Source organism: Kitasatospora sp. NPDC059812, from assembly GCF_042732075.1.
GTDB lineage: Bacteria > Actinomycetota > Actinomycetes > Streptomycetales > Streptomycetaceae > Kitasatospora.
Window position 1 is genome coordinate 16,219 of record NZ_JBHWIO010000088.1, and the last position, 19,418, is coordinate 35,636.

Annotated in this window: 18 protein-coding genes and 1 tRNA gene; 8 read left to right on the plus strand and 11 right to left on the minus strand. The window is 70.3% G+C overall.

Features of this window, described 5'->3' with window-relative positions; all coding sequences use genetic code 11:
• Nucleotides 1-71 precede the first annotated feature (71 nt).
• A complete protein-coding gene (gene pyk, locus ACFV6D_RS31640; protein ID WP_063347153.1) occupies nucleotides 72-1,502 on the plus strand; it encodes a pyruvate kinase in 1,431 nt (476 codons plus the stop codon).
• A 42-nt stretch (nucleotides 1,503-1,544) separates the two neighbouring features.
• On the opposite strand, the gene ACFV6D_RS31645 is transcribed toward pyk, so the two are convergent.
• From ACFV6D_RS31645 to ACFV6D_RS31655, 3 genes are all read right to left on the minus strand, one after another.
• Nucleotides 1,545-2,318: a transcriptional regulator gene (locus ACFV6D_RS31645; RefSeq protein ID WP_380562186.1), complete on the minus strand. Its 774-nt coding sequence runs from the start codon at nucleotides 2,316-2,318 to the stop codon at nucleotides 1,545-1,547.
• A 7-nt stretch (nucleotides 2,319-2,325) separates the two neighbouring features.
• A complete protein-coding gene (locus ACFV6D_RS31650) occupies nucleotides 2,326-3,117 on the minus strand; it encodes a helix-turn-helix domain-containing protein (protein ID WP_380562188.1) in 792 nt (263 codons plus the stop codon).
• A 122-nt stretch (nucleotides 3,118-3,239) separates the two neighbouring features.
• Nucleotides 3,240-3,312 (minus strand) — tRNA-Leu (locus tag ACFV6D_RS31655).
• Between the two features lie 98 nt (nucleotides 3,313-3,410).
• Between ACFV6D_RS31655 and ACFV6D_RS31660 the strand changes: the two genes are divergently transcribed.
• Nucleotides 3,411-4,067 carry an ANTAR domain-containing response regulator gene (locus tag ACFV6D_RS31660; protein WP_063347151.1) on the plus strand — a complete coding sequence of 219 codons (657 nt, stop codon included), beginning with the start codon at nucleotides 3,411-3,413 and terminating at the stop codon, nucleotides 4,065-4,067.
• Between the two features lie 74 nt (nucleotides 4,068-4,141).
• On the opposite strand, the gene ACFV6D_RS31665 is transcribed toward ACFV6D_RS31660, so the two are convergent.
• The 6 genes from ACFV6D_RS31665 to ACFV6D_RS31690 all read right to left on the minus strand — a co-directional run bounded on the left by ACFV6D_RS31665 (nucleotide 4,142) and on the right by ACFV6D_RS31690 (nucleotide 11,031).
• A complete protein-coding gene (locus tag ACFV6D_RS31665) occupies nucleotides 4,142-4,858 on the minus strand; it encodes an ABC transporter ATP-binding protein (RefSeq protein ID WP_063347150.1) in 717 nt (238 codons plus the stop codon).
• Nucleotides 4,855-5,676, minus strand: coding sequence for an ABC transporter ATP-binding protein (locus ACFV6D_RS31670; protein ID WP_380562202.1), 822 nt, complete (start codon nucleotides 5,674-5,676; stop codon nucleotides 4,855-4,857). The genes ACFV6D_RS31665 and ACFV6D_RS31670 overlap by 4 nt, the downstream gene beginning before the upstream one ends.
• Before the next feature lie 8 nt (nucleotides 5,677-5,684).
• Nucleotides 5,685-7,613 carry a branched-chain amino acid ABC transporter permease gene (locus ACFV6D_RS31675; protein ID WP_063351038.1) on the minus strand — a complete coding sequence of 643 codons (1,929 nt, stop codon included), beginning with the start codon at nucleotides 7,611-7,613 and terminating at the stop codon, nucleotides 5,685-5,687.
• A gap of 5 nt (nucleotides 7,614-7,618) precedes the next feature.
• On the minus strand, nucleotides 7,619-8,548 hold the full coding sequence (locus ACFV6D_RS31680) for a branched-chain amino acid ABC transporter permease (protein ID WP_063347149.1): 930 nt from the start codon (nucleotides 8,546-8,548) through the stop codon (nucleotides 7,619-7,621).
• 188 nt (nucleotides 8,549-8,736) lie between these two features.
• The gene (locus ACFV6D_RS31685; protein ID WP_063347148.1) at nucleotides 8,737-9,975 is read right to left on the minus strand and encodes a branched-chain amino acid ABC transporter substrate-binding protein; all 1,239 of its coding nucleotides are present in this window, start codon (nucleotides 9,973-9,975) and stop codon (nucleotides 8,737-8,739) included.
• Nucleotides 9,976-10,566: 591 nt separating this feature from the next.
• Nucleotides 10,567-11,031 (minus strand): hotdog fold thioesterase, encoded by a 465-nt coding sequence (locus tag ACFV6D_RS31690; RefSeq protein WP_363368771.1) that lies wholly within the window; start codon nucleotides 11,029-11,031, stop codon nucleotides 10,567-10,569.
• Between the two features lie 326 nt (nucleotides 11,032-11,357).
• Between ACFV6D_RS31690 and polA the strand changes: the two genes are divergently transcribed.
• Nucleotides 11,358-14,045 (plus strand): DNA polymerase I, encoded by a 2,688-nt coding sequence (polA, locus tag ACFV6D_RS31695; protein WP_063351036.1) that lies wholly within the window; start codon nucleotides 11,358-11,360, stop codon nucleotides 14,043-14,045.
• Between the two features lie 289 nt (nucleotides 14,046-14,334).
• Entirely contained in the window at nucleotides 14,335-14,880 is a 546-nt protein-coding gene (locus ACFV6D_RS31700) for a GNAT family N-acetyltransferase (RefSeq protein ID WP_380562204.1), read from the plus strand.
• A 77-nt stretch (nucleotides 14,881-14,957) separates the two neighbouring features.
• On the opposite strand, the gene ACFV6D_RS31705 is transcribed toward ACFV6D_RS31700, so the two are convergent.
• Nucleotides 14,958-15,602, minus strand: a complete 645-nt coding sequence (locus ACFV6D_RS31705; protein WP_380491541.1) for a TetR/AcrR family transcriptional regulator — start codon at nucleotides 15,600-15,602, stop codon at nucleotides 14,958-14,960.
• Between the two features lie 70 nt (nucleotides 15,603-15,672).
• On the opposite strand from ACFV6D_RS31705, the gene ACFV6D_RS31710 reads away from it, so the two are divergent.
• Together ACFV6D_RS31710 and ACFV6D_RS31715 are read left to right on the plus strand one after the other, a co-directional pair.
• Nucleotides 15,673-16,335 carry an O-methyltransferase gene (locus ACFV6D_RS31710; RefSeq protein WP_380491540.1) on the plus strand — a complete coding sequence of 221 codons (663 nt, stop codon included), beginning with the start codon at nucleotides 15,673-15,675 and terminating at the stop codon, nucleotides 16,333-16,335.
• 270 nt (nucleotides 16,336-16,605) lie between these two features.
• The gene (locus tag ACFV6D_RS31715) at nucleotides 16,606-16,830 is read left to right on the plus strand and encodes a hypothetical protein (protein ID WP_380491538.1); all 225 of its coding nucleotides are present in this window, start codon (nucleotides 16,606-16,608) and stop codon (nucleotides 16,828-16,830) included.
• 76 nt (nucleotides 16,831-16,906) lie between these two features.
• Here the strand turns inward: ACFV6D_RS31715 and ACFV6D_RS31720 are convergent, their stop codons facing one another.
• Nucleotides 16,907-17,785 carry an alpha/beta fold hydrolase gene (locus ACFV6D_RS31720; RefSeq protein ID WP_380562190.1) on the minus strand — a complete coding sequence of 293 codons (879 nt, stop codon included), beginning with the start codon at nucleotides 17,783-17,785 and terminating at the stop codon, nucleotides 16,907-16,909.
• Nucleotides 17,786-18,034: 249 nt separating this feature from the next.
• Between ACFV6D_RS31720 and ACFV6D_RS31725 the strand changes: the two genes are divergently transcribed.
• Together ACFV6D_RS31725 and ACFV6D_RS31730 are read left to right on the plus strand one after the other, a co-directional pair.
• On the plus strand, nucleotides 18,035-18,448 hold the full coding sequence (locus ACFV6D_RS31725; RefSeq protein WP_380562192.1) for a GNAT family N-acetyltransferase: 414 nt from the start codon (nucleotides 18,035-18,037) through the stop codon (nucleotides 18,446-18,448).
• A 250-nt stretch (nucleotides 18,449-18,698) separates the two neighbouring features.
• Complete coding sequence (locus ACFV6D_RS31730) at nucleotides 18,699-19,223, plus strand: GNAT family N-acetyltransferase (RefSeq protein ID WP_380562194.1); 525 nt, start codon at nucleotides 18,699-18,701, stop codon at nucleotides 19,221-19,223.
• The last annotated feature ends 195 nt before the right edge of the window (nucleotides 19,224-19,418 follow it).

The following is a 19,418-nucleotide window of genomic DNA, read 5'->3' on the forward strand; positions in this document are numbered from 1 at the left end:
TACGGCAAAGGTCATCCCGCCGTCCGGACCCGCGTCGTGGTTACGCGCCGGTAATGCCTACCCTCAGCAGTATGCGCCGAGCAAAAATCGTCTGCACCCTCGGGCCGGCCACCGACTCGTACGACCAGATCAAATCCCTGGTCGACGCCGGAATGGACATCGCCCGCTTCAACCTCAGCCACGGATCCCACGACGAGCACGAGGAACGCTACCGCCGCGTCCGCAAGGCCGCCGACGAGAGCGGCCGCAGCGTCGGCATCCTCGTCGACCTTCAAGGCCCGAAGATCCGGCTCGACACCTTCGCCCACGGCCCCGTACTTCTCGAACGCGGCGACGAGTTCACCATCTCCACCGACAACGGCGTCGTCGGAGACAAGGACATCTGCGGCACCACCTACCCCGGCCTCGCCGCGGACGTCACCCGCGGCGAACGCATCCTCGTCGACGACGGCCGGGTCACCCTGGAGGTCGTCGAGGTCGACGGGCCGCGCGTGCGCTGCCTCGTCATCGAAGGCGGCCTCGTCTCCGACCACAAGGGCCTCAACCTCCCCGGCGTCGCCGTCTCCGTCCCCGCACTCAGCGACAAGGACGTCGCCGACCTGCGGTGGGGCCTGCGCACCGGCGCCGACCTGATCGCGCTCTCCTTCGTCCGCAGCGGCCGCGACATCGAGGACGTCCACCGGATCATGGCCGAGGAGGGGCGCCTCGTCCCCGTCATCGCCAAGATCGAGAAGCCGCAGGCGGTCGACAACCTGGAATCCATCGTCGACGCCTTCGACGGCATCATGGTGGCCCGCGGCGACCTGGGCGTGGAGATGCCCCTCGAACAGGTCCCGCTCGTCCAGAAGCGCGCCGTCAAGCTCGCCAAGCGCAACGCCAAGCCGGTCATCGTCGCCACCCAGATGCTCGACTCGATGATCAACGCCTCCCGGCCCACCCGGGCCGAGGCCTCCGACGTCGCCAACGCCGTCCTCGACGGGACCGACGCCGTGATGCTCTCCGGCGAGACCTCCGTCGGCAAGTACCCCGTCGAGACCGTCAAGACCATGAGCCGCATCATCGAGGCCGCCGAAACCGACATCCTCGCCGCCGGACTGCCGCCCCTGACCACCGGCAACAAGCCGCGCACCCAGGGCGGCGCCGTCGCCCGCGCGGCCGCCGAGATCGGCGACTTCCTGGACGCCAAATACCTCATCGCCTTCACCCAGTCCGGCGACACCGCGCGCCGACTGACCCGCTACCGCTCACCCATCCCCGTCCTCGCCTTCACCTACGAACCCGCCGTCCGCAGCCAACTCGCCCTCACCTGGGGCGTCGAGACCTTCCTCGGCCCCTTCGCCCCCACCACCGACCAGATGGTCGAACAGGTCGACGCGGCCCTCCTGTCGCTCGGCCGCTGCCAGAAGGGCGACATCGTCGTCATCACCGCCGGCTCCCCGCCCGGCCTCGCCGGCTCCACCAACCTCGTCCGCGTCCACCACGTCGGGACCCTGGACAACTGACCGGAGCGGCGCGGCCCTTCCGGAGGGGCCGCGCCGCCACTGTCAGTACTTGGGGCCGATGTGGGCGTCCATGAGGGCGACGGAGTCCTTGCGGGCGACGGAGATGTTGGTGGCACCGGTCGGCCGGGCCGCGGCCTTCCACTGGACGCCGACGGCGTCGAGGGTGGCGGTGAACAGGCCGATGATGTCGGTCGAGGTGTTGGTGAAGAAGTAACGCGGGTACTCGTAGCGCTTCTTGACGCCGCCGACCGTTCGCGTCGTCCAGTTGGTGATGCGGCAGCCGTCGGAGTGGATCAGGCCGCGCAGGAACTCCCACGGATGGGCGTCGACGATCTCCTGCTGCCAGGGTGCGAGGGAGATCGACCGTCGGTGCTTCGGGCCGGGGCCGTGCTGAGGGAAGAGGCAGGGCCAGTGCTTGCTGGTGCTCACGACACTGGTGCAGCCCGGTGCGCGGACGCGCTGAACCCCGTTGAGCGGCATGACGGCGGAGACGGCTCGCTGGCATTCGTCGATGAGGCCGGGCCAGGCGTCGCAGCACGCGATGCGGAGGGCGTAGACCTTGCGGCGGCCCTCGCTGACACAGCCGTCGCCGAGGTAGAGGCCGAGGAGGTAGGCGTAGTCGGCGCGCGGGCGTGAGGGGTCGAGCCGGCCGCTGCGGACCGGGCACTCGGCGGTCATGCGAGGGCTGGGCACGGCGCCGGAGGCCCACGCGCGGATCGCGAACCGGGATATTCCGGTCGCGCGGCTGACCTGGCTGAAGGTCAGCCCGGTCGCGTGGAGGTCGAGCGCCCGCTGCCGGGTGGCCGTGTCGTACATGCCGCTGTCAGTACTTGGGGCCGATGTGGGCGTCCATGCGGGCGACGGAGTCCTTGCGGGCGACGGAGATGTTGACCTGGCCGGTGGGGCGGGGGATCGAGGCCTTCCATTGGACGCCGACGGCGTCGAGGGTGGCGGTGAAGAGGCCGATGATGTCGGTGGACGTGTTGGTGAAGAAGTAGCGCGGGTACTCGTAGCGGCGAGTGACACCCTTGACGGTCTTGGTCGTCCAGTTGGTGATGCGGCAGCCGTCGGAGTGGATCAGGCCGCGCAGGAATTCCCAGGGGTGGGCGTCGACGATCTCCTGCTGCCAGGACTCCAGGGCTATGGTGCGCTCGTGTTTCCTGCCGGGCCCGTGCTGGGGGAAGTGGCAGATCAGATGGTTCGAGTAGAGCTTGATGTCATGACAGCCGGTCCGTCGGACTCGGCAGGCACTGTTCCTCGGAAAGACCAGGTGCATGGTCTGTTCGACGGAGTCCATGACCCCGGGCCACTTGTCGTCGCAGGTGATCTGGAGGGTCATCGTGCGCCGGTATTCATTTGGCAGGAGGATATGGCCGTCGCCGAGGTAGAGGCCGAGGAGGTGGGCGTACGCCGGGCGGTTCAGGTCGTCGCCGTAGCAGTGGGTGCAGGTGGATCGGTGCCGACCGGGGAGTTCTTGGCCGTGCTTGATGCGGTCCTGCTGCTTCCACCAACCGATCGTGCCCCGCGGGACATCCAGTCGGCGAGCGACCTCGGTGTTGCGAACGCCCTGACGCAGCAGCAGGACGGCTTCTTCGCGAATGGATCGAACGACCATGCGGGCGATCCTGCAGCCCGTGAATCACTTGTGCGGGCGAACGGGATTGTTTTCACTCGAACTAGTGAAGATCGCCAAGCGTTAGGTTGCTGCCCTAGGTGGCTTTGAAATCGAAGGAAAAGTGCCCCGGGTGGGATTCGAACCCACGCTGTATGGTGTTTGAGACCATCGCCTCTTCCGCTGGGCTACCGGGGCATCCACAGTTTCGAAGGCTGACCCCGACCCTGCGAAACCAAACATACCGTGTCTAGGTACCCTCGTGCATGCAGTACCCCGCCGGAACTAGGAGCCCCGTGAGCACCGCCGACGAGCAGGCACAGCCGCTTGAGACCGATTCGCCCCAGATCACTCGGATTGTGATCGCCGAGGATGAGGCGCTGATCCGCCTTGACCTCAAGGAGATGCTCGAAGAGGAGGGGTACACCGTCGTCGGTGAGGCCGGGGACGGGGCTACGGCGGTGAAGCTGGTGGAGGAGCTTCGGCCGGACCTCGCGATCTTCGATGTGAAGATGCCGGTGCTGGACGGGCTCTCCGCCGCCGAGCAGATCCACGAGAAGCACCTGGCGCCGGTTCTGATGCTGACGGCGTTCTCGCAGCGGGAGCTGGTGGACCGGGCGCGGGACGCCGGGGCGATGGCGTACATCGTGAAGCCGTTCAGCAAGGCGGATCTGGTGCCGGCGATCGAGATGGCGGTGTCGCGGTACACCGAGATGCGCACGCTGGAGGAGGAGATCGCGGATCTCACCCAGCGGCTGGAGACCCGGAAGCTGGTCGACCGGGCGAAGGGCGTGCTGCAGACGAAGTTCGGGCTGAACGAGCCGGCGGCGTTCCGGTGGATCCAGAAGACGTCGATGGACCGTCGGATGACGATGGCCGCGGTGGCCGAGGCGGTCATCGAGGAGGGCGCGGCCCAGGACCGCAAGAAGGCGGACGAGGACGCGTCCGAGTAGACGGATGCGAGGAGGGCCCGGCAGATCTCATCTGCCGGGCCCTTCGTGCGTGGAGGCGTGGATGCGTGGAGGCGTCAGTCCTCGCCGAGGTAGGCCTTGCGGACGGATTCGTCGTGCAGGAGGTCGGCGCCCGTGCCGGAGAGGACGATGCGGCCGGTCTCCATGACGTAGCCGCGGTCGGAGAGGGAGAGGGCGGCCTGGGCGTTCTGTTCGACGAGCAGGATGGTCGTGCCGGAGGCCTTGAGTTCGATGATGGTCGCCATGATCTTCTGCATCATCAGCGGTGACAGGCCCATGGACGGCTCGTCGAGCATGAGCAGTTTGGGCTGGGACATCAGGGCCCGCCCCATGGCGAGCATCTGCTGTTCGCCGCCGGAGAGGGTGCCGGCGGCCTGGCGGCGGCGTTCGCCGAGGATGGGGAAGAGGTCGTAGGCGCGGTCGACGTCGGCGGTGATGCCGGCGGTGTCGGTGCGCAGGAAGGCGCCGAGGAGGAGGTTCTCCTCGATGGTCATGCGGGGGAAGATGTGCCGGCCTTCGGGGGAGTGGGCGAGGCCGAGGGCGACGATCTTGTGGGCGGGGACGGTGCTGAGGTCCTGGCCGTCGAAGGCGATGCGTCCGGCGGTGGGTTTGAGGAGTCCGGAGAGGGTGCGCAGGGTGGTGGTCTTGCCGGCGCCGTTGGTGCCGATGAGGGTGGTGACCTCGCCCTGGTTGACGGTGAAGCTGATGCCCTTGACGGCTTCGATCTTGCCGTAGGCGACGCGGAGGTCCTCGACCTCGAGGAGTGCGGTCACTGGTCGGTCTCCGTAACGGTCTCCGCGACTGCGGGGGTGGTGCCTTCGAGCGGGGCGCCGAGGTAGGCGGTGATGACGCGTTCGTCGTTCTGGACGGTACCGCGGTCGCCTTCGACGATCTTCTGGCCCTGGACGAGGACGGCGGTGCGGTCGCAGAGGTTGAAGATGAAGCGCATGTCGTGCTCGATGACGAGGATCGAGACGCCCTGGTCGCGGATGGCGAAGACGAGTTCCTCGGCGGCGCGGGTCTCCTGGGGGTTCATGCCGGCGGTGGGTTCGTCGAGCAGGAGGAGGCCGGGGTCGGAGGCGAGGGCGCGGGCGATCTCCAGCTTGCGCTGTTCGCCGTAGGGGAGGTTGCGGGCGAGGTGGTCGGCCTTGTCGGCGAGGCCGGTGAAGGCGAGGAGTTCCATGGCCTTCTCTCGGCTCTCGGCTTCGGCGCGGTGGTAGCCGGGGCCGCGGAGGATGGCGGAGAAGATGCCTTCCTTGGTGCGGGTGTGGCGGCCGACGAGGACGTTCTCCAGGACGGTCATGTTGGCGAAGAGCCGGATGTTCTGGAAGGTGCGGGCGACGCCGGCCTGGGTGACGAGGTGGGGCTTGGGCGGCAGGAGGGTGCCGCGGTAGCGGACGGCGCCCTCGGTGGGGACGTAGAGGCCGGTGAGGCAGTTGAAGAAGGTGGTCTTGCCGGCGCCGTTGGGGCCGATGAGACCGATGATCTCGCCTTCGCCGACGGTGAGGCTGACGTCGTTGACGGCGGTGAGGCCGCCGAAGCGCATGGTGACGCCGGTGACTTCGAGCAGGGGTGTGGCGGTGGTGGTCATCTGGGTGGTCACGCCCCTGCCTTGGTGAGTGCGGCGCCGTCGCCGGCGGGCTGGGCCGGGATGGCGGCCTCGTGGAACTCCAGTTGGCGGCGCCGGTTGGGGATGAGGCCTTCGGGGCGGACGCGCATCAGGATGATCAGGGCGGCGCCGAAGGCGAGCAGCTGGTAGTCGGAGAGGAATTCGAGCTTCTTGGGGATGAGGAAGAGGAGGGTGGCGCCGGCGAGGGGCCCGCTGATGGTGCCCATGCCGCCGAGGATGACGGCGGCGAGCAGGAACGCGGAGTTGGGCGGGAGGGCCTCGGCGAAGGTGTACTGGTCGGGGGTGACGGTGTAGCTGACGTGGGCCTGGACGGTGCCGGCGAGGCCGGCGAGGCAGGCGCCGAGGGCGAAGGCGAGGAGCTTGAGGCGGAAGCCGTTGATGCCCATGGCTTCGGCGGCGGTCTCGTCCTCGCGGATGGCGACCCAGGCGCGGCCGATGCGGGAGTTGCCGACCCGGGCGAAGACGAGCACGACCAGGGCGGTGACGAGGAGCATCAGCAGGTAGTAGTTGGAGAAGCGGCCGAGTTCGATGCCGGCGACGGTGTGCGGCTTGCCGAGGTCGAAGCCGAGGATCTCCAGGTCGGGGATCCGGGGGATGCCGTTGGAGCCGTTGGTGACCTTGGGGCCGGTGGTGCCGTTGAGGTTGAGCATGGTGATGCGGAAGATCTCGCCGAAGCCGAGGGTGACGATGGCGAGGTAGTCGCCGCGCAGGCGCAGCGTGGGGGCGCCGATGAGGACGCCGAAGACCATGGAGACGGCGGCGCCGGTGAGCATCGCGGCCCAGAACGGGAACTGGACGTGGATGGGGGAGGCGGGGGAGCCGGAGACCAGGGCGGCGGCGTAGGCGCCGACGCCGAGGAAGGCGACGTAGCCGAGGTCGAGCAGGCCGGCGAGGCCGACGACGATGTTGAGGCCGAGGGCGACGGTGGCGAAGATCAGGATGTTGGTGGCGACGGAGGTGTACTGGTCGCTGGTCTGGGTGAAGGGGAAGCTGGCGGCGGCGGCGAAGGCGGCGCCGGTGGTGACGGGGCGGTGCTTGACGGTCAGGGCGCGCAGCCGGGCGAGCAGGCCGGACCGGGTGAGGGCGGGGACGACGAGGGCGGCGAGCAGCAGGTAGCCGATGAAGAGTTCGCCGTACTCGGTGTCGATGCCGAAGGTGATCGTGAACAGTCCGAGGCCGAAGGCCAGGACGATGGTCAGGACTTCGGCCCAGGAGGGGAGTTGGCGCGGCGCGGGCAACGGCCGGTCGACGGTGCCCAGGCGCAGCCAGGTGTGGGCGAGGTGGCCGAGCTGGAGGAGCAGGACGACGCCGGCGGCGATGGCGAGGGCGCCCGCGAGGGCGGTCATCACGGGGGCGACGGGCTGGTCGCCGGGGATGGCGTGGGCGGCGAACCAGCCGGCGGGGGCGACGGGGACGAGCAGGAAGAGGCGCCTGTCGAGGATGCGCAGCGGGACGCGGGTGCGGCGGTCGAGGGGCAGGCCGAGGGCGCCGATGACGGTGAGGAGGCCGCCGGCGGCGAGGATCCAGCCGCCGGCTTCGAGGTTGGCGAGGCCGCCGAGTTCGGTGGCGATGGCGGCGACGGAGAAGACGCTGACGGCGAGGGCGCCGGTGGCGGCGTAGAGGACGGCGTTGTGGCTGCGGCTGGGGGCGGCCCAGCGCAGGCCGGGGGTGCCGTGGGTGGCGAGGAGCAGGAGGAGGGTGAGGAGTCCGGCGGCGAGGGCGAGCCATTGGAGGCCGGCGGGGGAGCCGGTGTAGGTGAGGTCGCCGGGGAAGTCGGAGGTCCAGGTCCAGGGGAGGGCGGCGGAGGCGGCGGTGGTGAGGGCGCCGAGGCCGGTGAGGGCGGTGGCGGCGCGGGCCGGGAGGGGGATGACCGGGGTGGTTTCGGTGGTGGTGGTCATGGTGGTCACGCCCTGTCCGCGACGCGCTCGCCGAGCAGGCCCTGGGGCCGGACGAGGAGCACGAGGATGAGGAGTACGAAGGCCCAGACGTCCTTCCAGGCGCCGCCTCCGAAGAGGTGCATGCCGGGCAGGTGCTGGATGTAGCCGGTGGCGAGGCTTTCGGCGAGGCCGAGGGCGATGCCGCCGAGCATGGCTCCGTAGATGTTGCCGATGCCGCCGAGGACGGCGGCGGTGAAGGCCTTGAGGCCGAGGATGAAGCCCATGCGGAAGTCGACCTGGCCGCTGCGCAGTCCGTAGGCGACGGCGGCGACGGCGGCGAACGCGGCGCCGATGGCGAAGGCCATGACGATGATGCGGTCGGTGTCGATGCCCATGAGCTTGGCGGTGTCGGGGTCCTGGCTGGTGGCCTGCATGGCGCGGCCGGAGCGGGTGCGGGTGACGAACCAGCCGAGGGCGAGCATGCACAGCGGGGCGGCGATGAGCAGGAAGAGGTCGCTGCGCTGGATGGTGACGGAGCCGAGGCTGAAGGGGTCGCCGGGGATCTTGGGGAAGACCCGGGCCTTCTTGGCGTCGGGGTAGAAGGAGAAGACGAGTTGCTGGAGGAAGATGGACAGCCCGATCGCGGTGATGAGGGGGGCGAGTCGGGGGGCGTTGCGCAGGGGCCGGTAGGCGAAGCGCTCGGCGGCGACGGCGGTGAGGGTGGAGACCAGGATGCCGGCGATCAGCATGAGCGGCAGGGCCAGCCACAGGGTGGTGCCGCCGGGGAGGGCGAGGTAGGCGGTCAGGGCGCCGAAGCCGCCGACCATGACGATCTCGCCGTGGGCGAAGTTGATGAGCTGGACGATGCCGTAGACCATCGTGTAGCCGATCGCGACGAGTCCGTAGAGGGCGCCGAGGATCAGGCCGTTGGCCAGCTGCTGCGGTAGGTCGTGCACCGCTGGGCCTCCGTAGTGCGTTCGGGGTGTCCGTGTGGGTGGTGGATGTGGGGGCGCGCGGGGGCACTCGTGGCGCCCCCGCGCGCTGTGCTGCTGGATGGTGGTGCGGGCCGGCTCAGCCGTTGAGGTTCAGACGCTGAAGGTTCAGTCGTCGAGGGCTCGGCCGCTGAGGTTCAGCCGTTGGAGGTTCAGCCGCTGAAGGTGCCGGTCTTCTCCACGGTCCACTTGCCGTCCTTGACGGTGTAGACGGTGAGTTGCTTGTTGGTGGTGTCGCCGAACTCGTCGAAGGAGACCTTGCCGGTGACGCCGTCGAAGGAGACCTTCTGGACGGCGTCGACGACGGCGGCGCGCGGGTTGGCGGGCAGCTTGCCGTTGTTGGCGGCGGCGACGGCCTTGACGGCCTGGATGATGGCCCAGCCGCTGTCGTAGGAGTAGCCGCCGTAGGTCTCGTAGGGGTCCTTGTAGCCGGCGGCCTTGTAGTCGGCGATGAACTTGGCGGCGGTGGGGAGTTGTTCGACGGCGCCGCCGACGGCGGTGGCGTAGTCGCCGGCGCTCTTGGGGTTGAGCTTGATGAAGTCGGCGCTCTGCATGCCGTCGCCGCCCATCAGCGGGATGTTGACGCCGGCGTCCTTGAGCTGGAGGGAGAGCGGGCCGGCGGCGGGGTACTCGCCGCCGTAGTAGACGGCTTCGGCGCCGGAGGTCTTGACCTTGGTGACGATGGCGGAGAAGTCGCGGTCGTCGGGGTTGACGTGCTCCTCGCCGACGATGTTGCCGCCCTGCTTGGTGAATTCGGCCTTGAAGGTGGCGGCGAGGCCGGCGCCGTAGGTCTTCTGGTCGTCGATGAGGAAGACCTTGGACTTCTTGGCGTCCTTGGCGAGGAACTGTGCGGCGAAGGGGCCCTGGACGGCGTCGGTGGTGGCGGTGCGGAAGTAGGTCTTGAAGGGGCGCTTCTTCTCGCCGGTGACCCACTTCTCGCCCTGGCTGAGGGCGACGCCGGTGTTGGCGGGGGAGATCTCGACGAGGTTGGCGTCGTTGAAGATCTGCTGCATCGACTGGGCGACGCTGGAGTTGAGCGGGCCGACGACGCCGAGGACGCTGTTGTCGGCGACGAGCTGGGTGGCGTTCTGCTGGCCGGGGCCGGGCTTGGCGGTGTCGTCCAGGGCCTTGACCTGGAACTTGACGCCGGGGACCTCGTTCTGTTCGTTGGCCTTCTTGACCGCGAGGTCGACGGAGTTGCGGATGCCGATGCCGATGGCGGAGAGGTCGCCGGTGAGCGGGGCGTCGATGCCGATGGTGACGGTGGTGGTGGAGCCGCTGTTGCCGCTGCCTCCGTCGGCGGACTTCTTGTCGTCGCGGGAGCCGCACGCGCTGAGGCTCAGGGCGCCGATCACGGCAATGCTCACGACAATTGCGGAACGGTGACGCACGAGGGTCCCCTTCGGTTCGGGAGGCGCCGCGCCTGAGTTGGCGGGAGCCGGGATGCGCGGAGGGCCGGGCCCAATCCGTTGGCGCGGTGACTGGCCGTGACTCTAGATGCCTCTGGGCGACTCGGGCAGTGGTGTGGCGAGGCTGTGATTCTCTTGTTATGAGCACACAGAGCAGTTGTCTCAGCATGTGGTCGTTTTGGCGCGACCGATCCGCCGATGTAGGGCGTTTAGGGGCTGTTGGGGCAATGTAAGGGCCAGAAATGGGGGTTGCAGCTGGCCTGGCCGATAGTCGGACACTCATGTCCGATTCACTTGTTCCGGTCATGATCGTTCGTATTTCGGACAGCGAGGGCATGGCGAAGGAGCCCCGGGCTGCCTGCGGGCCTCGGAGCGGGCCATTGCTCGGATTTTCTGCCTGTTACGCAGAGTCACCTGCGCGGATTCCGGGCATGCTGCCGCGTCGGCCGCGCCCGGACATGCCGCCGCCCCCTTGTCCAGACCAACGCCTGCCCAGGGTGGCGGAAGGTCAAACAAGGGGGCGGCCAAGGGATTTGATGATCCGTCGGCACCGGGAAGAGTCCCGGCGCGGGGTCAGAGGTCGCGCAGCATGCAGGTCAGCCGGCAACTGGTGACCCGCTTGCCGGTGTCGTCGGTGATCGCGATCTCGTACGTGGCGGCGGTGCGGCCCTTGAACACCGCCGTCGCCACCCCGGTGACCAGCCCGGAGGTGGCCGAGCGGTGGTGGGTGGCGTTGAGGTCCACCCCGACCGCGTACCGGCCGGGGCCCGCGTGCAGCATCGCGCCGATCGAGCCCAGCGTCTCGGCCAGCGCCGCCGACGCGCCGCCGTGCAGCAGCCCGTACGGCTGCTGGTTGCCCTCCACCGGCATGGTGCCGACCACCCGGTCGCCGGAGGCCTCGACGATCCGGATGCCGAGCTTCTCGCCGAGGGCGCCGCCGGAGAAGGTCTGCGGATCGACGCCGAGCTTGGCGAAGTGGTCCAGCACGTCCTGCGGGACCTTCAGGACGGGGGCCGCGTCGGGGGCCGCGTCGGTCATGGGGAACTCCTGCCGCTCGGGGATCGTCATCGTGCTGCCTGTGATCGTACGACCGTCCTACTCGGCGGTAGCGGCCGTGTCCGGGGCCGGGGCGCGTCAATGGGCGCCCCGGGCGCCGCGGCCCCCGCTGCCCGCGCCCCGCGTCCGACCGGCACGGCGCTCGACCGGCACGGCGTCCGATCGGCACGGCGCCCCTTTTGTCGGTGCCGGGCCATAGGATCGGTGGCCGGTAGTGGAATCGGCAGGAACGGGACGTTGACGTGGCTACGCAGAGTACGGACAAGGGCGCGACGGGTGGCGGCGGGGCCGGCCCGCGGCCCCGGCTGATGCTGCTCGACGGGCACTCGATGGCCTACCGGGCCTTCTACGCCCTGCCCGTGGAGAACTTCAACACCTCCACCGGCCAGCCCACCAACGCGGTCTACGGCTTCGCCTCGATGCTCGCCAACACCGTCCGGGACGAGCAGCCCACCCACCTCGCCGTCGCCTTCGACCTCTCCCGGCAGACCTTCCGCTCCGTCGAGTTCCCCGACTACAAGGCCAACCGCGCCAAGACGCCGGACGAGTTCCGCAGCCAGGTCCCCCTGATCGGCGAACTGCTCGACGCGATGAACGTCCCCCGGCTGACGGCCGAGGGCTTCGAGGCCGACGACATCATCGCCACCCTGGCCACCGCCGCCGAGGCGGCCGGCTACGACGTCGACATCGTCACCGGCGACCGCGACTCCCTCCAGCTGGTCACCGACCACATCACCGTCCTCTACCCGACCAAGGGCGTCTCCGAGCTCACCCGCTACACCCCGGAGAAGGTCGCCGAGAAGTACGGCGTCACCCCGCGCCAGTACCCGGACCTCGCCGCCCTGCGCGGCGACCCGTCCGACAACCTGCCCGGCATCCCCGGCGTCGGCGAGAAGACCGCCGCCAAGTGGGTCAACCAGTTCGGCTCCTTCGACGAACTCGTCTCCCGCGCCGACGAGGTGAAGGGCAAGATCGGCGAGAAGCTGCGCGAACACCTCGACTCGGTCAAGCGCAACCGCGTCCTCACCGAGCTCGTCCGCGACGTCGAACTCCCGCTCGGCGTCGGCGACCTGGCCCGCGCGCCGTTCGACAAGGCCGCCGTCGGCACGCTGATGGAGTCGCTGGAGTTCCGCAACGCCAACTTCCGCGACCGCGTCCACGGCATCGACCCGGCCGCCGGCGAGGAGGAGGCCGCGGCCGAACTCGCCCCCGGCGTCGAGGTCGACGGCGAACTGCTCACCGACCCGGGCACGCTGGCCGGCTGGCTGCGCGAGCACGCCGCCGACACCAAGGCCCCCGTCGCCCTCGCCGCCGTCTACCAGTGGGCGCTCGGCACCGGCGAGGTCGCCGAAGTCGCCCTGGCCGCAGGGGAATCCGCCGCCTGGTTCGACCCGGCGCAGCTCGCCGAGGAGGACGAGCGGGCCTTCGCCGCCTGGCTCGCCGACCCGGCCGCCCCCAAGGCCCTGCACATCGCCAAGCAGGTCATGCGGGCCTTCGCCGAGCGCGGCTGGGCCATCGAGGGCGTCGTCGCCGACACCGCCCTCGCCGCCTACCTGGAGAAGCCCGGCCGCCGCACCTTCACCCTGGAGGTGCTCGCCGAGGAGTACCTGGCCCGCTCGCTCACCCCCGCCCCCGCCACCGAGGACGGCCAACTCGCCTTCGACGCCCCGGAGGAGGACCCGGCAGCGGGCGCCCAGGCGCTCATGCTCCAGGCCCGCGCCGTCCTCGACCTCGCCGCGCTCTTCGACACCCGCCTCGCCGAGGTCGGCGCCACCGGGCTGCTGCGCGACATGGAGCTGCCGATCGCCGCCCTGCTGGCCCGGATGGAGCGCACCGGCATCGCCGCCGACCGCCCCTGGCTCACCAGCCTGGAGGCGCAGTTCGCCACCGAGATCCAGCGCGTGGTCGAGGAGGCGCACGCCGCCGCCGGGCGCGAGTTCAACCTCGGCTCGCCCAAGCAGCTCCAGGAGATCCTCTTCGGCGAGCTCGCCCTCCCCAAGACCAAGAAGATCAAGACCGGCTACACCACCGACGCCGACGCGCTCACCTGGCTCGCCACCCAGACCGACAACGAACTGCCGGTCATCCTGCTGCGCCACCGCGACCAGGCCAAGCTGCGCACCACCGTCGAGGGCCTGCTCAAGACGGTCTCGCCCAAGGGCCGCATCCACACCACCTTCAACCAGATGGTCGCCGCCACCGGCCGGCTCTCCTCGCAGGACCCGAACCTGCAGAACATCCCCGTCCGCACCGAGGAGGGCCGCGCCATCCGCCGCGCCTTCGTCGTCGGCGAGGACTACGAGTCGCTGCTCACCGCCGACTACTCGCAGATCGAACTGCGCATCATGGCCCACCTCTCCGAGGACGAGGCCCTGTTGGAGGCCTTCGCCACCGGCGAGGACCTGCACACCACCGTCGCCTCCCAGGTCTTCGAGGTCCCGGGCACCGCGGTGGACGCCGAGATGCGCCGCAAGATCAAGGCGATGTCCTACGGCCTCGCCTACGGGCTGTCCGCGTACGGGCTCTCGCAGCAGCTCGGCATCAAGCCCGGCGAGGCCCAGGGCCTGATGGACACCTACTTCGAGCGCTTCGGCGGCGTCCGCGACTACCTGCGCCGGGTCGTCGACGAGGCCCGAGCCACCGGTTACACCGAGACGCTGCTCGGGCGCCGCCGCTACCTGCCGGACCTCAACAGCGACAACCGCCAGCGCCGCGAGATGGCGGAGCGGATGGCCCTCAACGCCCCGATCCAGGGCTCGGCCGCCGACATCGTCAAGATCGCCATGCTGCGGGTGGACGAGGCGCTGCGCGCCGCCGGCCTCACCTCCCGGATGCTGCTCCAGGTGCACGACGAAATCGTGCTGGAGCTGACCCCGGGCGAGCGCGAGCAGGTCGAGGCGATCGTCCGCGAGCAGATGGCCGGTGCCTACCCGCTGCGCGCCCCGCTGGACGTCTCGGTGGGCGTCGGCGCCAACTGGGAGGCCGCCGCGCACTGATACGGCGGCGCGGTGCGGTACTCGGCGGGGGCCGGCCCCGCCGGGGGGCCGGGGCCCCGCCCCGAGGATGACCCGCGCGGGGGGGAGGGGCGCGCACCAGGCCCGCGGGGGGGGTGCCCCCGAGGGGGCGCCGCCGGCCCCCGGCGGCGGGCCGGGGGGGGGGGCGCGTGGCCCCGCCCGCGCGGCGGCCCCGCCCCCCCCCCCCCCGCTACGATCTGCCGGTCCGTTGCGCAGTGGGCACGACGATCGGCGGATGGCGGAGAGCCCCTTGGTGATCCAGAATGGTTCGATGGTCACGCTTGAGACTCCGCGTCTGATCCTGCGTCGCTGGCGCGAGGAGGACGTCGCGCCCATGGCCGCCGTCAATGCCGACCCCGAGGTCATGCGGTGGATCCGTGACGGCAGCGTCCGTGACGAACAGCAGACCCGCGGCGGGATCCAGGCCTGGGAGAGCGAGTGGGAGGCGCAGGGCTTCGGCCTGTTCGCCGTGGAGATCCGGTCCACGGGCGAGCTGGCCGGGTTCACCGGCCTTTCGGTCCCCGGCTTCCTGCCGGAGGTGCTGCCGGCGGTCGAGGTCGGCTGGCGGCTGGGACGTCCCCACTGGGGGCGGGGCCTGGCCACCGAGGCCGCTGCGGCCGCTGTGCGGTTCGGGTTCGAGGAGCGAGGGCTGGAGCGGATCGTCAGCATCACCCAAGTGGGCAACGATGCCTCCGAACGGATCATGACCAAACTGGGGATGCGGCTGGCCCGTGAGACCGTCAGTCCCGCCGGCGGTCGGCGAGTGCGGGTGTTCGCGTTGTCGTCGGACCAGTACGCCGCAACCACTCGGCACTGAGCGCGGCCACCTGCTCGGCGGTCCCGCCGGTGCCCGGGAGTCGGCTGCTCACCGTCTCCCCTGCGTCGGCTACTCCGCTACTCCGCTGAGTCCGCTACGCCCGCGCGGTGCAGGAACGCCTCGACGAGGCGGTCGGTGAAAGCCTCGTCCACGGGTTCCGCCGTCACCAGGACGCGGTGGTAGAGCGGTCCCACGAGTTGGTCGATCTCCGCCGCCATGTCGAGTCCGGCGGCGAGCTGGCCGCGTTCCACCGCGCGTTCCAGCGGGAGCCGGTCGCGTCGGCGCTGTTCGTCGAGGTACCCGGACCGCAGGGCGGCGGCGAACGCGGGATCGTGCTGGGCGTGCCCGATGAGGGCCTTGAAGACGGCGCCCGCGTCGGACCGGGTGAGGAACAGGGCCAGTTGGCGCAGGTGGGCGCGCAGGTCCGGGGCCAGGTCGCCGTGGTCCGGCGGGGTCAGGGCTTCGGCCGCGTCCTGGAGGAAGGCGTCCAGGAGGATGTCGGTCTTGGTCTTCCACCAGCGGTAGACGGTCTGCTTGGCGACGCCCGCCCGGGCGGCGATGCCCTCGATGGTGACGCCGGTGAAGCCCTTCTCGACCAGAAGGTCGTCGGCCGCCTCCAGTACTGCCTGCCGGGCCTGTTCGCTGCGGCCGTGCCGGTTGCCGTGGTGGCGTGCCGCCGGTTGTGGCGCGGCCGCCGCGGCGGCCGTACTTCCTCGTTCCATGTCTGCCTCCTGGGGCCAGGGTAGGCCAGAATCGCTAGACGCAACGCAACGGTGCGTCTAGTCTAGGTCCATGACACCCACCAACACCCTCGAAGACCCCCGCGTCGCCACCGCCCTCGACCGGATGTTCCGGCATGCCGAGCAGGACGAGGCGACCAGCAAGCGGATCCGGGCGGCGCGGCCCCAGGGCTCCGCGCCCCTCGGCCCGCAGGAGCAGGCTGACGCCAACGCCGAGGTGTACATGCCGATCTCGGCCCAGGGTGGCCGCCTCCTCTACAACCTGATCCGGGCCACCCGCCCCGCCACCGTCGTCGAGTTCGGCACGTCCTTCGGCATCTCCACGCTCCATCTCGCCGCCGCGGTGCGCGACAACGGGACGGGCCGGGTGATCAGTACGGAACTGAGCGCCGCCAAGGCCGCGGCCGCCCGCCGGACGTTCGCCGAGACGGGACTGGACGACCTGATCACCGTCCTCGAAGGAGACGCCCGCGACACCCTCGCCGCAGTCGACGGCTCCGCCGACTTCGTCCTCCTCGACGGCTGGAAGGACCTGTGCCTGCCCGTTCTGCGGCTCCTCGAACCCCGCCTCGCGCCCGGCACCCTCGTCGTCGCCGACGACGTCGACCTGGAGGCCCTCGCGCCCTACCTCGACTACGTCCGCGAGCCCCGCAACGGCTACCAGAGCGTCACGTTCCCCGTGGAGGACGGAATGGAGATCAGCTGCCGCCTCTAGATCCGTGTGGCGTCGCGATCAGGCGTGGGTATCGCCTTCTTCGTGGGGGGCGGAACCCGGCAGCACACTGGTCGTGACGCGTGGGCAACTCACGAATGCCCAGCGCAAGTTCATCGGGCTGCCCCTGCCGATCGGCAGGTACGGCCCGCACCCCGAACGGTTGCGGGAGCAGAGCAGCTCAGGCCGGGCCGGTGGCGGGGGGAACGCAGGAAGTCGGCGGGGCCGACTTCTGGTGCAGGGGGGCTGGGCGACGGCGGTGACTGCGTCATCGTGGCCGGACGTCATCGGGGCAACAGCCGCCGCTACGTGCGGATCGTGATCAAGAGTCGGTTCCTGGTGAACTTCCGGGTCCATGCCGTCTACAGCCCGGCGCTGGTGCGTGCGTTGACGGAGGCGGGACCCGGCGAGGAGAAGGATTTCGGCGCCCGCTTCCTGTGGGACCCGGAGCAGGCGGAGAGCTGGGCGCGATCCCGGAACACGCCGAGGGCGGGCTGAGACCGGGCTGAGGGCGGCCTGAGGGCGGCGAAGCCGGCGCGCCGGTGGGGCGGCGCGCCGGGAATACCGCTCCGGATCAGCCCGCGAGGTGCTCCAGGAGCAGCGGCACGATCCGCTCGGCGTCGGCCTCCGGCAGCCAGTGGGTGGCGCCCTCCAGTGCGACGAACCGGTACGGGGCGCTGACGTGCTTGGCCGTCAGGTCGGCGGCGTCGCGGCCCAGGGCGCGGTCCTCGGTGCCCCAGACGAAGAGCGTGCGGACGGTGATCTCGCCGGCCGGCACCCGGAGTTCCTCGTTGATCGCCCGGTACCAGTTGAGCCCGGCCGTCAGCACGCCCGGCTCGGTCAGCCGTCGGACGTTGGACTCGGCCTGGTCCGTCGGCAGCGCGCCCCGGTAGATCGCGCGCAGCCTGGCCGCGTCGTCGGCCAGCATGGCCTGCTCGGCCACGTGTTCCGGCAGGCGGAACTCCCTGATGTACTGGGAGCGTTCGCGCTGGTCGCTGTCGTTGTTGAGGGCCTCGTAGAGCGCCTCGGGGTGCGGGGTGGAGAGCACGGTCAGGCTGTGCAGCCGCTCCGGGTGGGTGGAGGCCAGCGCCCAGGCGACGAGGCCGCCCCAGTCGTGGGCGACCAGGTGGAAGCGTGGCGCGTCCAGGGCGTCGGCGAAGCCCAGCGCGTCCGCGACCAGCAGCTCGACGGAGTAGTCCGCGATGTCCGCGGGGCGGGCGTCGGGGGAGTAGCCGCGTTGGTCCACCGCCACCGCGCGGTAGCCGGCCGCGGCCAGCGCGGTCAGCTCGGCGCTCCAGCAGTCGGCGAACTCGGGGAACCCGTGCAGCAGCAGCACGAGTTCCCCGTCGGCGGGCCCGGCGGCCAGCCCGTCGAAGGTGTGCCGGCCGACGGTCAGACGGACGGCGGTGGGCAGGGGTGAGGACATGGTCAGCTCCTGTTGGTAGTACGTCAACAGAACGATCACATCACAGGGTTGGGCGGGCGAACGCGGCGGCCGGCCGCGGCGCGCGGTGCGGTGGCCGACGCCGGTGCTCGCCCTTGGCGCGAGGGCCCAGGCGCAGGAAGTCGGCGGGGCCGACTTCCTGCGTCCAGCTCGGCCCGGCGCTGCCGACGATCACGCGCGCTGGGCCACCGCCTTCGAGGTCCCGGGCGAGGAATGGAGCGGCGATCACAGCCGTGGATGCATGGCAGGCTGCCTTGCATGGTGACCAGTGATGCGTCGTGGGCCGATGACGGGATGTTGGCAGTGTGTCCCGAGCTGACGGATACCGAACTCAACGAGCTGTTCGGCGCGTCGTGGCCGGATCACAAGCCGACCTCCTTCGCGCCGATGCTGGCCCGCAGTCTCGCCTGGATCGCGGCGCGCCGGGGGAACCGGCTGGTCGGATTCGTCAACGTCGTCGGCGACGGCGGTGTGCACGCCTTCGTCCTGGACACCACCGTGCACCCGGATGAGCGCGGGCAGGGGCTCGGGACCCGGCTGGTGAGGGCGGCCGCCGACGAGGCGAGGGCACGCGGTGCCCAGTGGCTGCACGTCGACTACGAACCGCACCTGGAGTCCTTCTACGGCCAGTGCGGATTCCGGCCGACCGCCGCCGGGCTCATGCGGCTCTGAGCGGGCCGCCTCCGTAGGTCCAATGGGTGCCGTCGTCCGTGGCGGCCGGTGCGGGCAGGCCGCCACGGTTGAACTCGGCGATCCCGGATACGACCCGGCGCGGTACGGCAAGGTCCGTAAGCATGGGTCAGTCCCGGTCAGGCAGTCTCCCCGGCGAACAGGAAGTCGTCGGCGGTGGCATCCATCAGAAGTTCGTCGCAGGGATGACTGGGCGGCCTGAAGCGGTGGATGATCGACGAGGATCGTTGCCATGACCTACGTGATCGAAGCTGCTCGTCCGGGCGACTCCGCGCAGCTGGGGCCGTTGCTGCTGAGGGCTTGGCTGCAGACATACCCCAACCCGGAGGTGGGGATCGACGAGGACTGGATCCGTGAGCATCGCGGCTCGTCAGCTACCACGGAAGGCATCAACCAGTGGCGGGAGTTCATCGAGACAGCGAACCAGGAGCCGGATCTGCTGTTCTGCCGTGTTCTCCGTTCTGAAACCGAGATCGTGGGCGTTCTCTGCGGGCGCCGCGGCGAGGTGGTCACTCTCGGACCGATGTATCTGCTGGAACACGTCCAGGGCCGGGGGCTCGGTGGCCGCATGATGACCGAGTTCCTCACCTGGGCCGGATCCGCACCCATATGCCTATGGGCCACCGACTACAACGACAGCGCGGTCCGCTTCTACCAGCGCCACGGATTCAAGGCCACGGGTGAGCGAGAGCTCTGGCAAGGAAGGCTGCCCAACCTCCGTATGACCCGCGAGGTCGCACCCGGCATCAACAGCTGAGCTACCCGCGTTGGCAGCAACTGCCTCGAAGGCCAGCTGCGGGAGAACCCACACCACGGGCTCGTGGGTGGGGCGAAAACAGACTCGACGGGCCCCCCCCCCCCCCGGGGGGGGGGGCGGCCCGCGGGGGGGGGGGGGGGGGTTGAAAAACACCCGCCGCAAAAAGGTGAAAAAGGGGGCAAAACGCGCACCCAA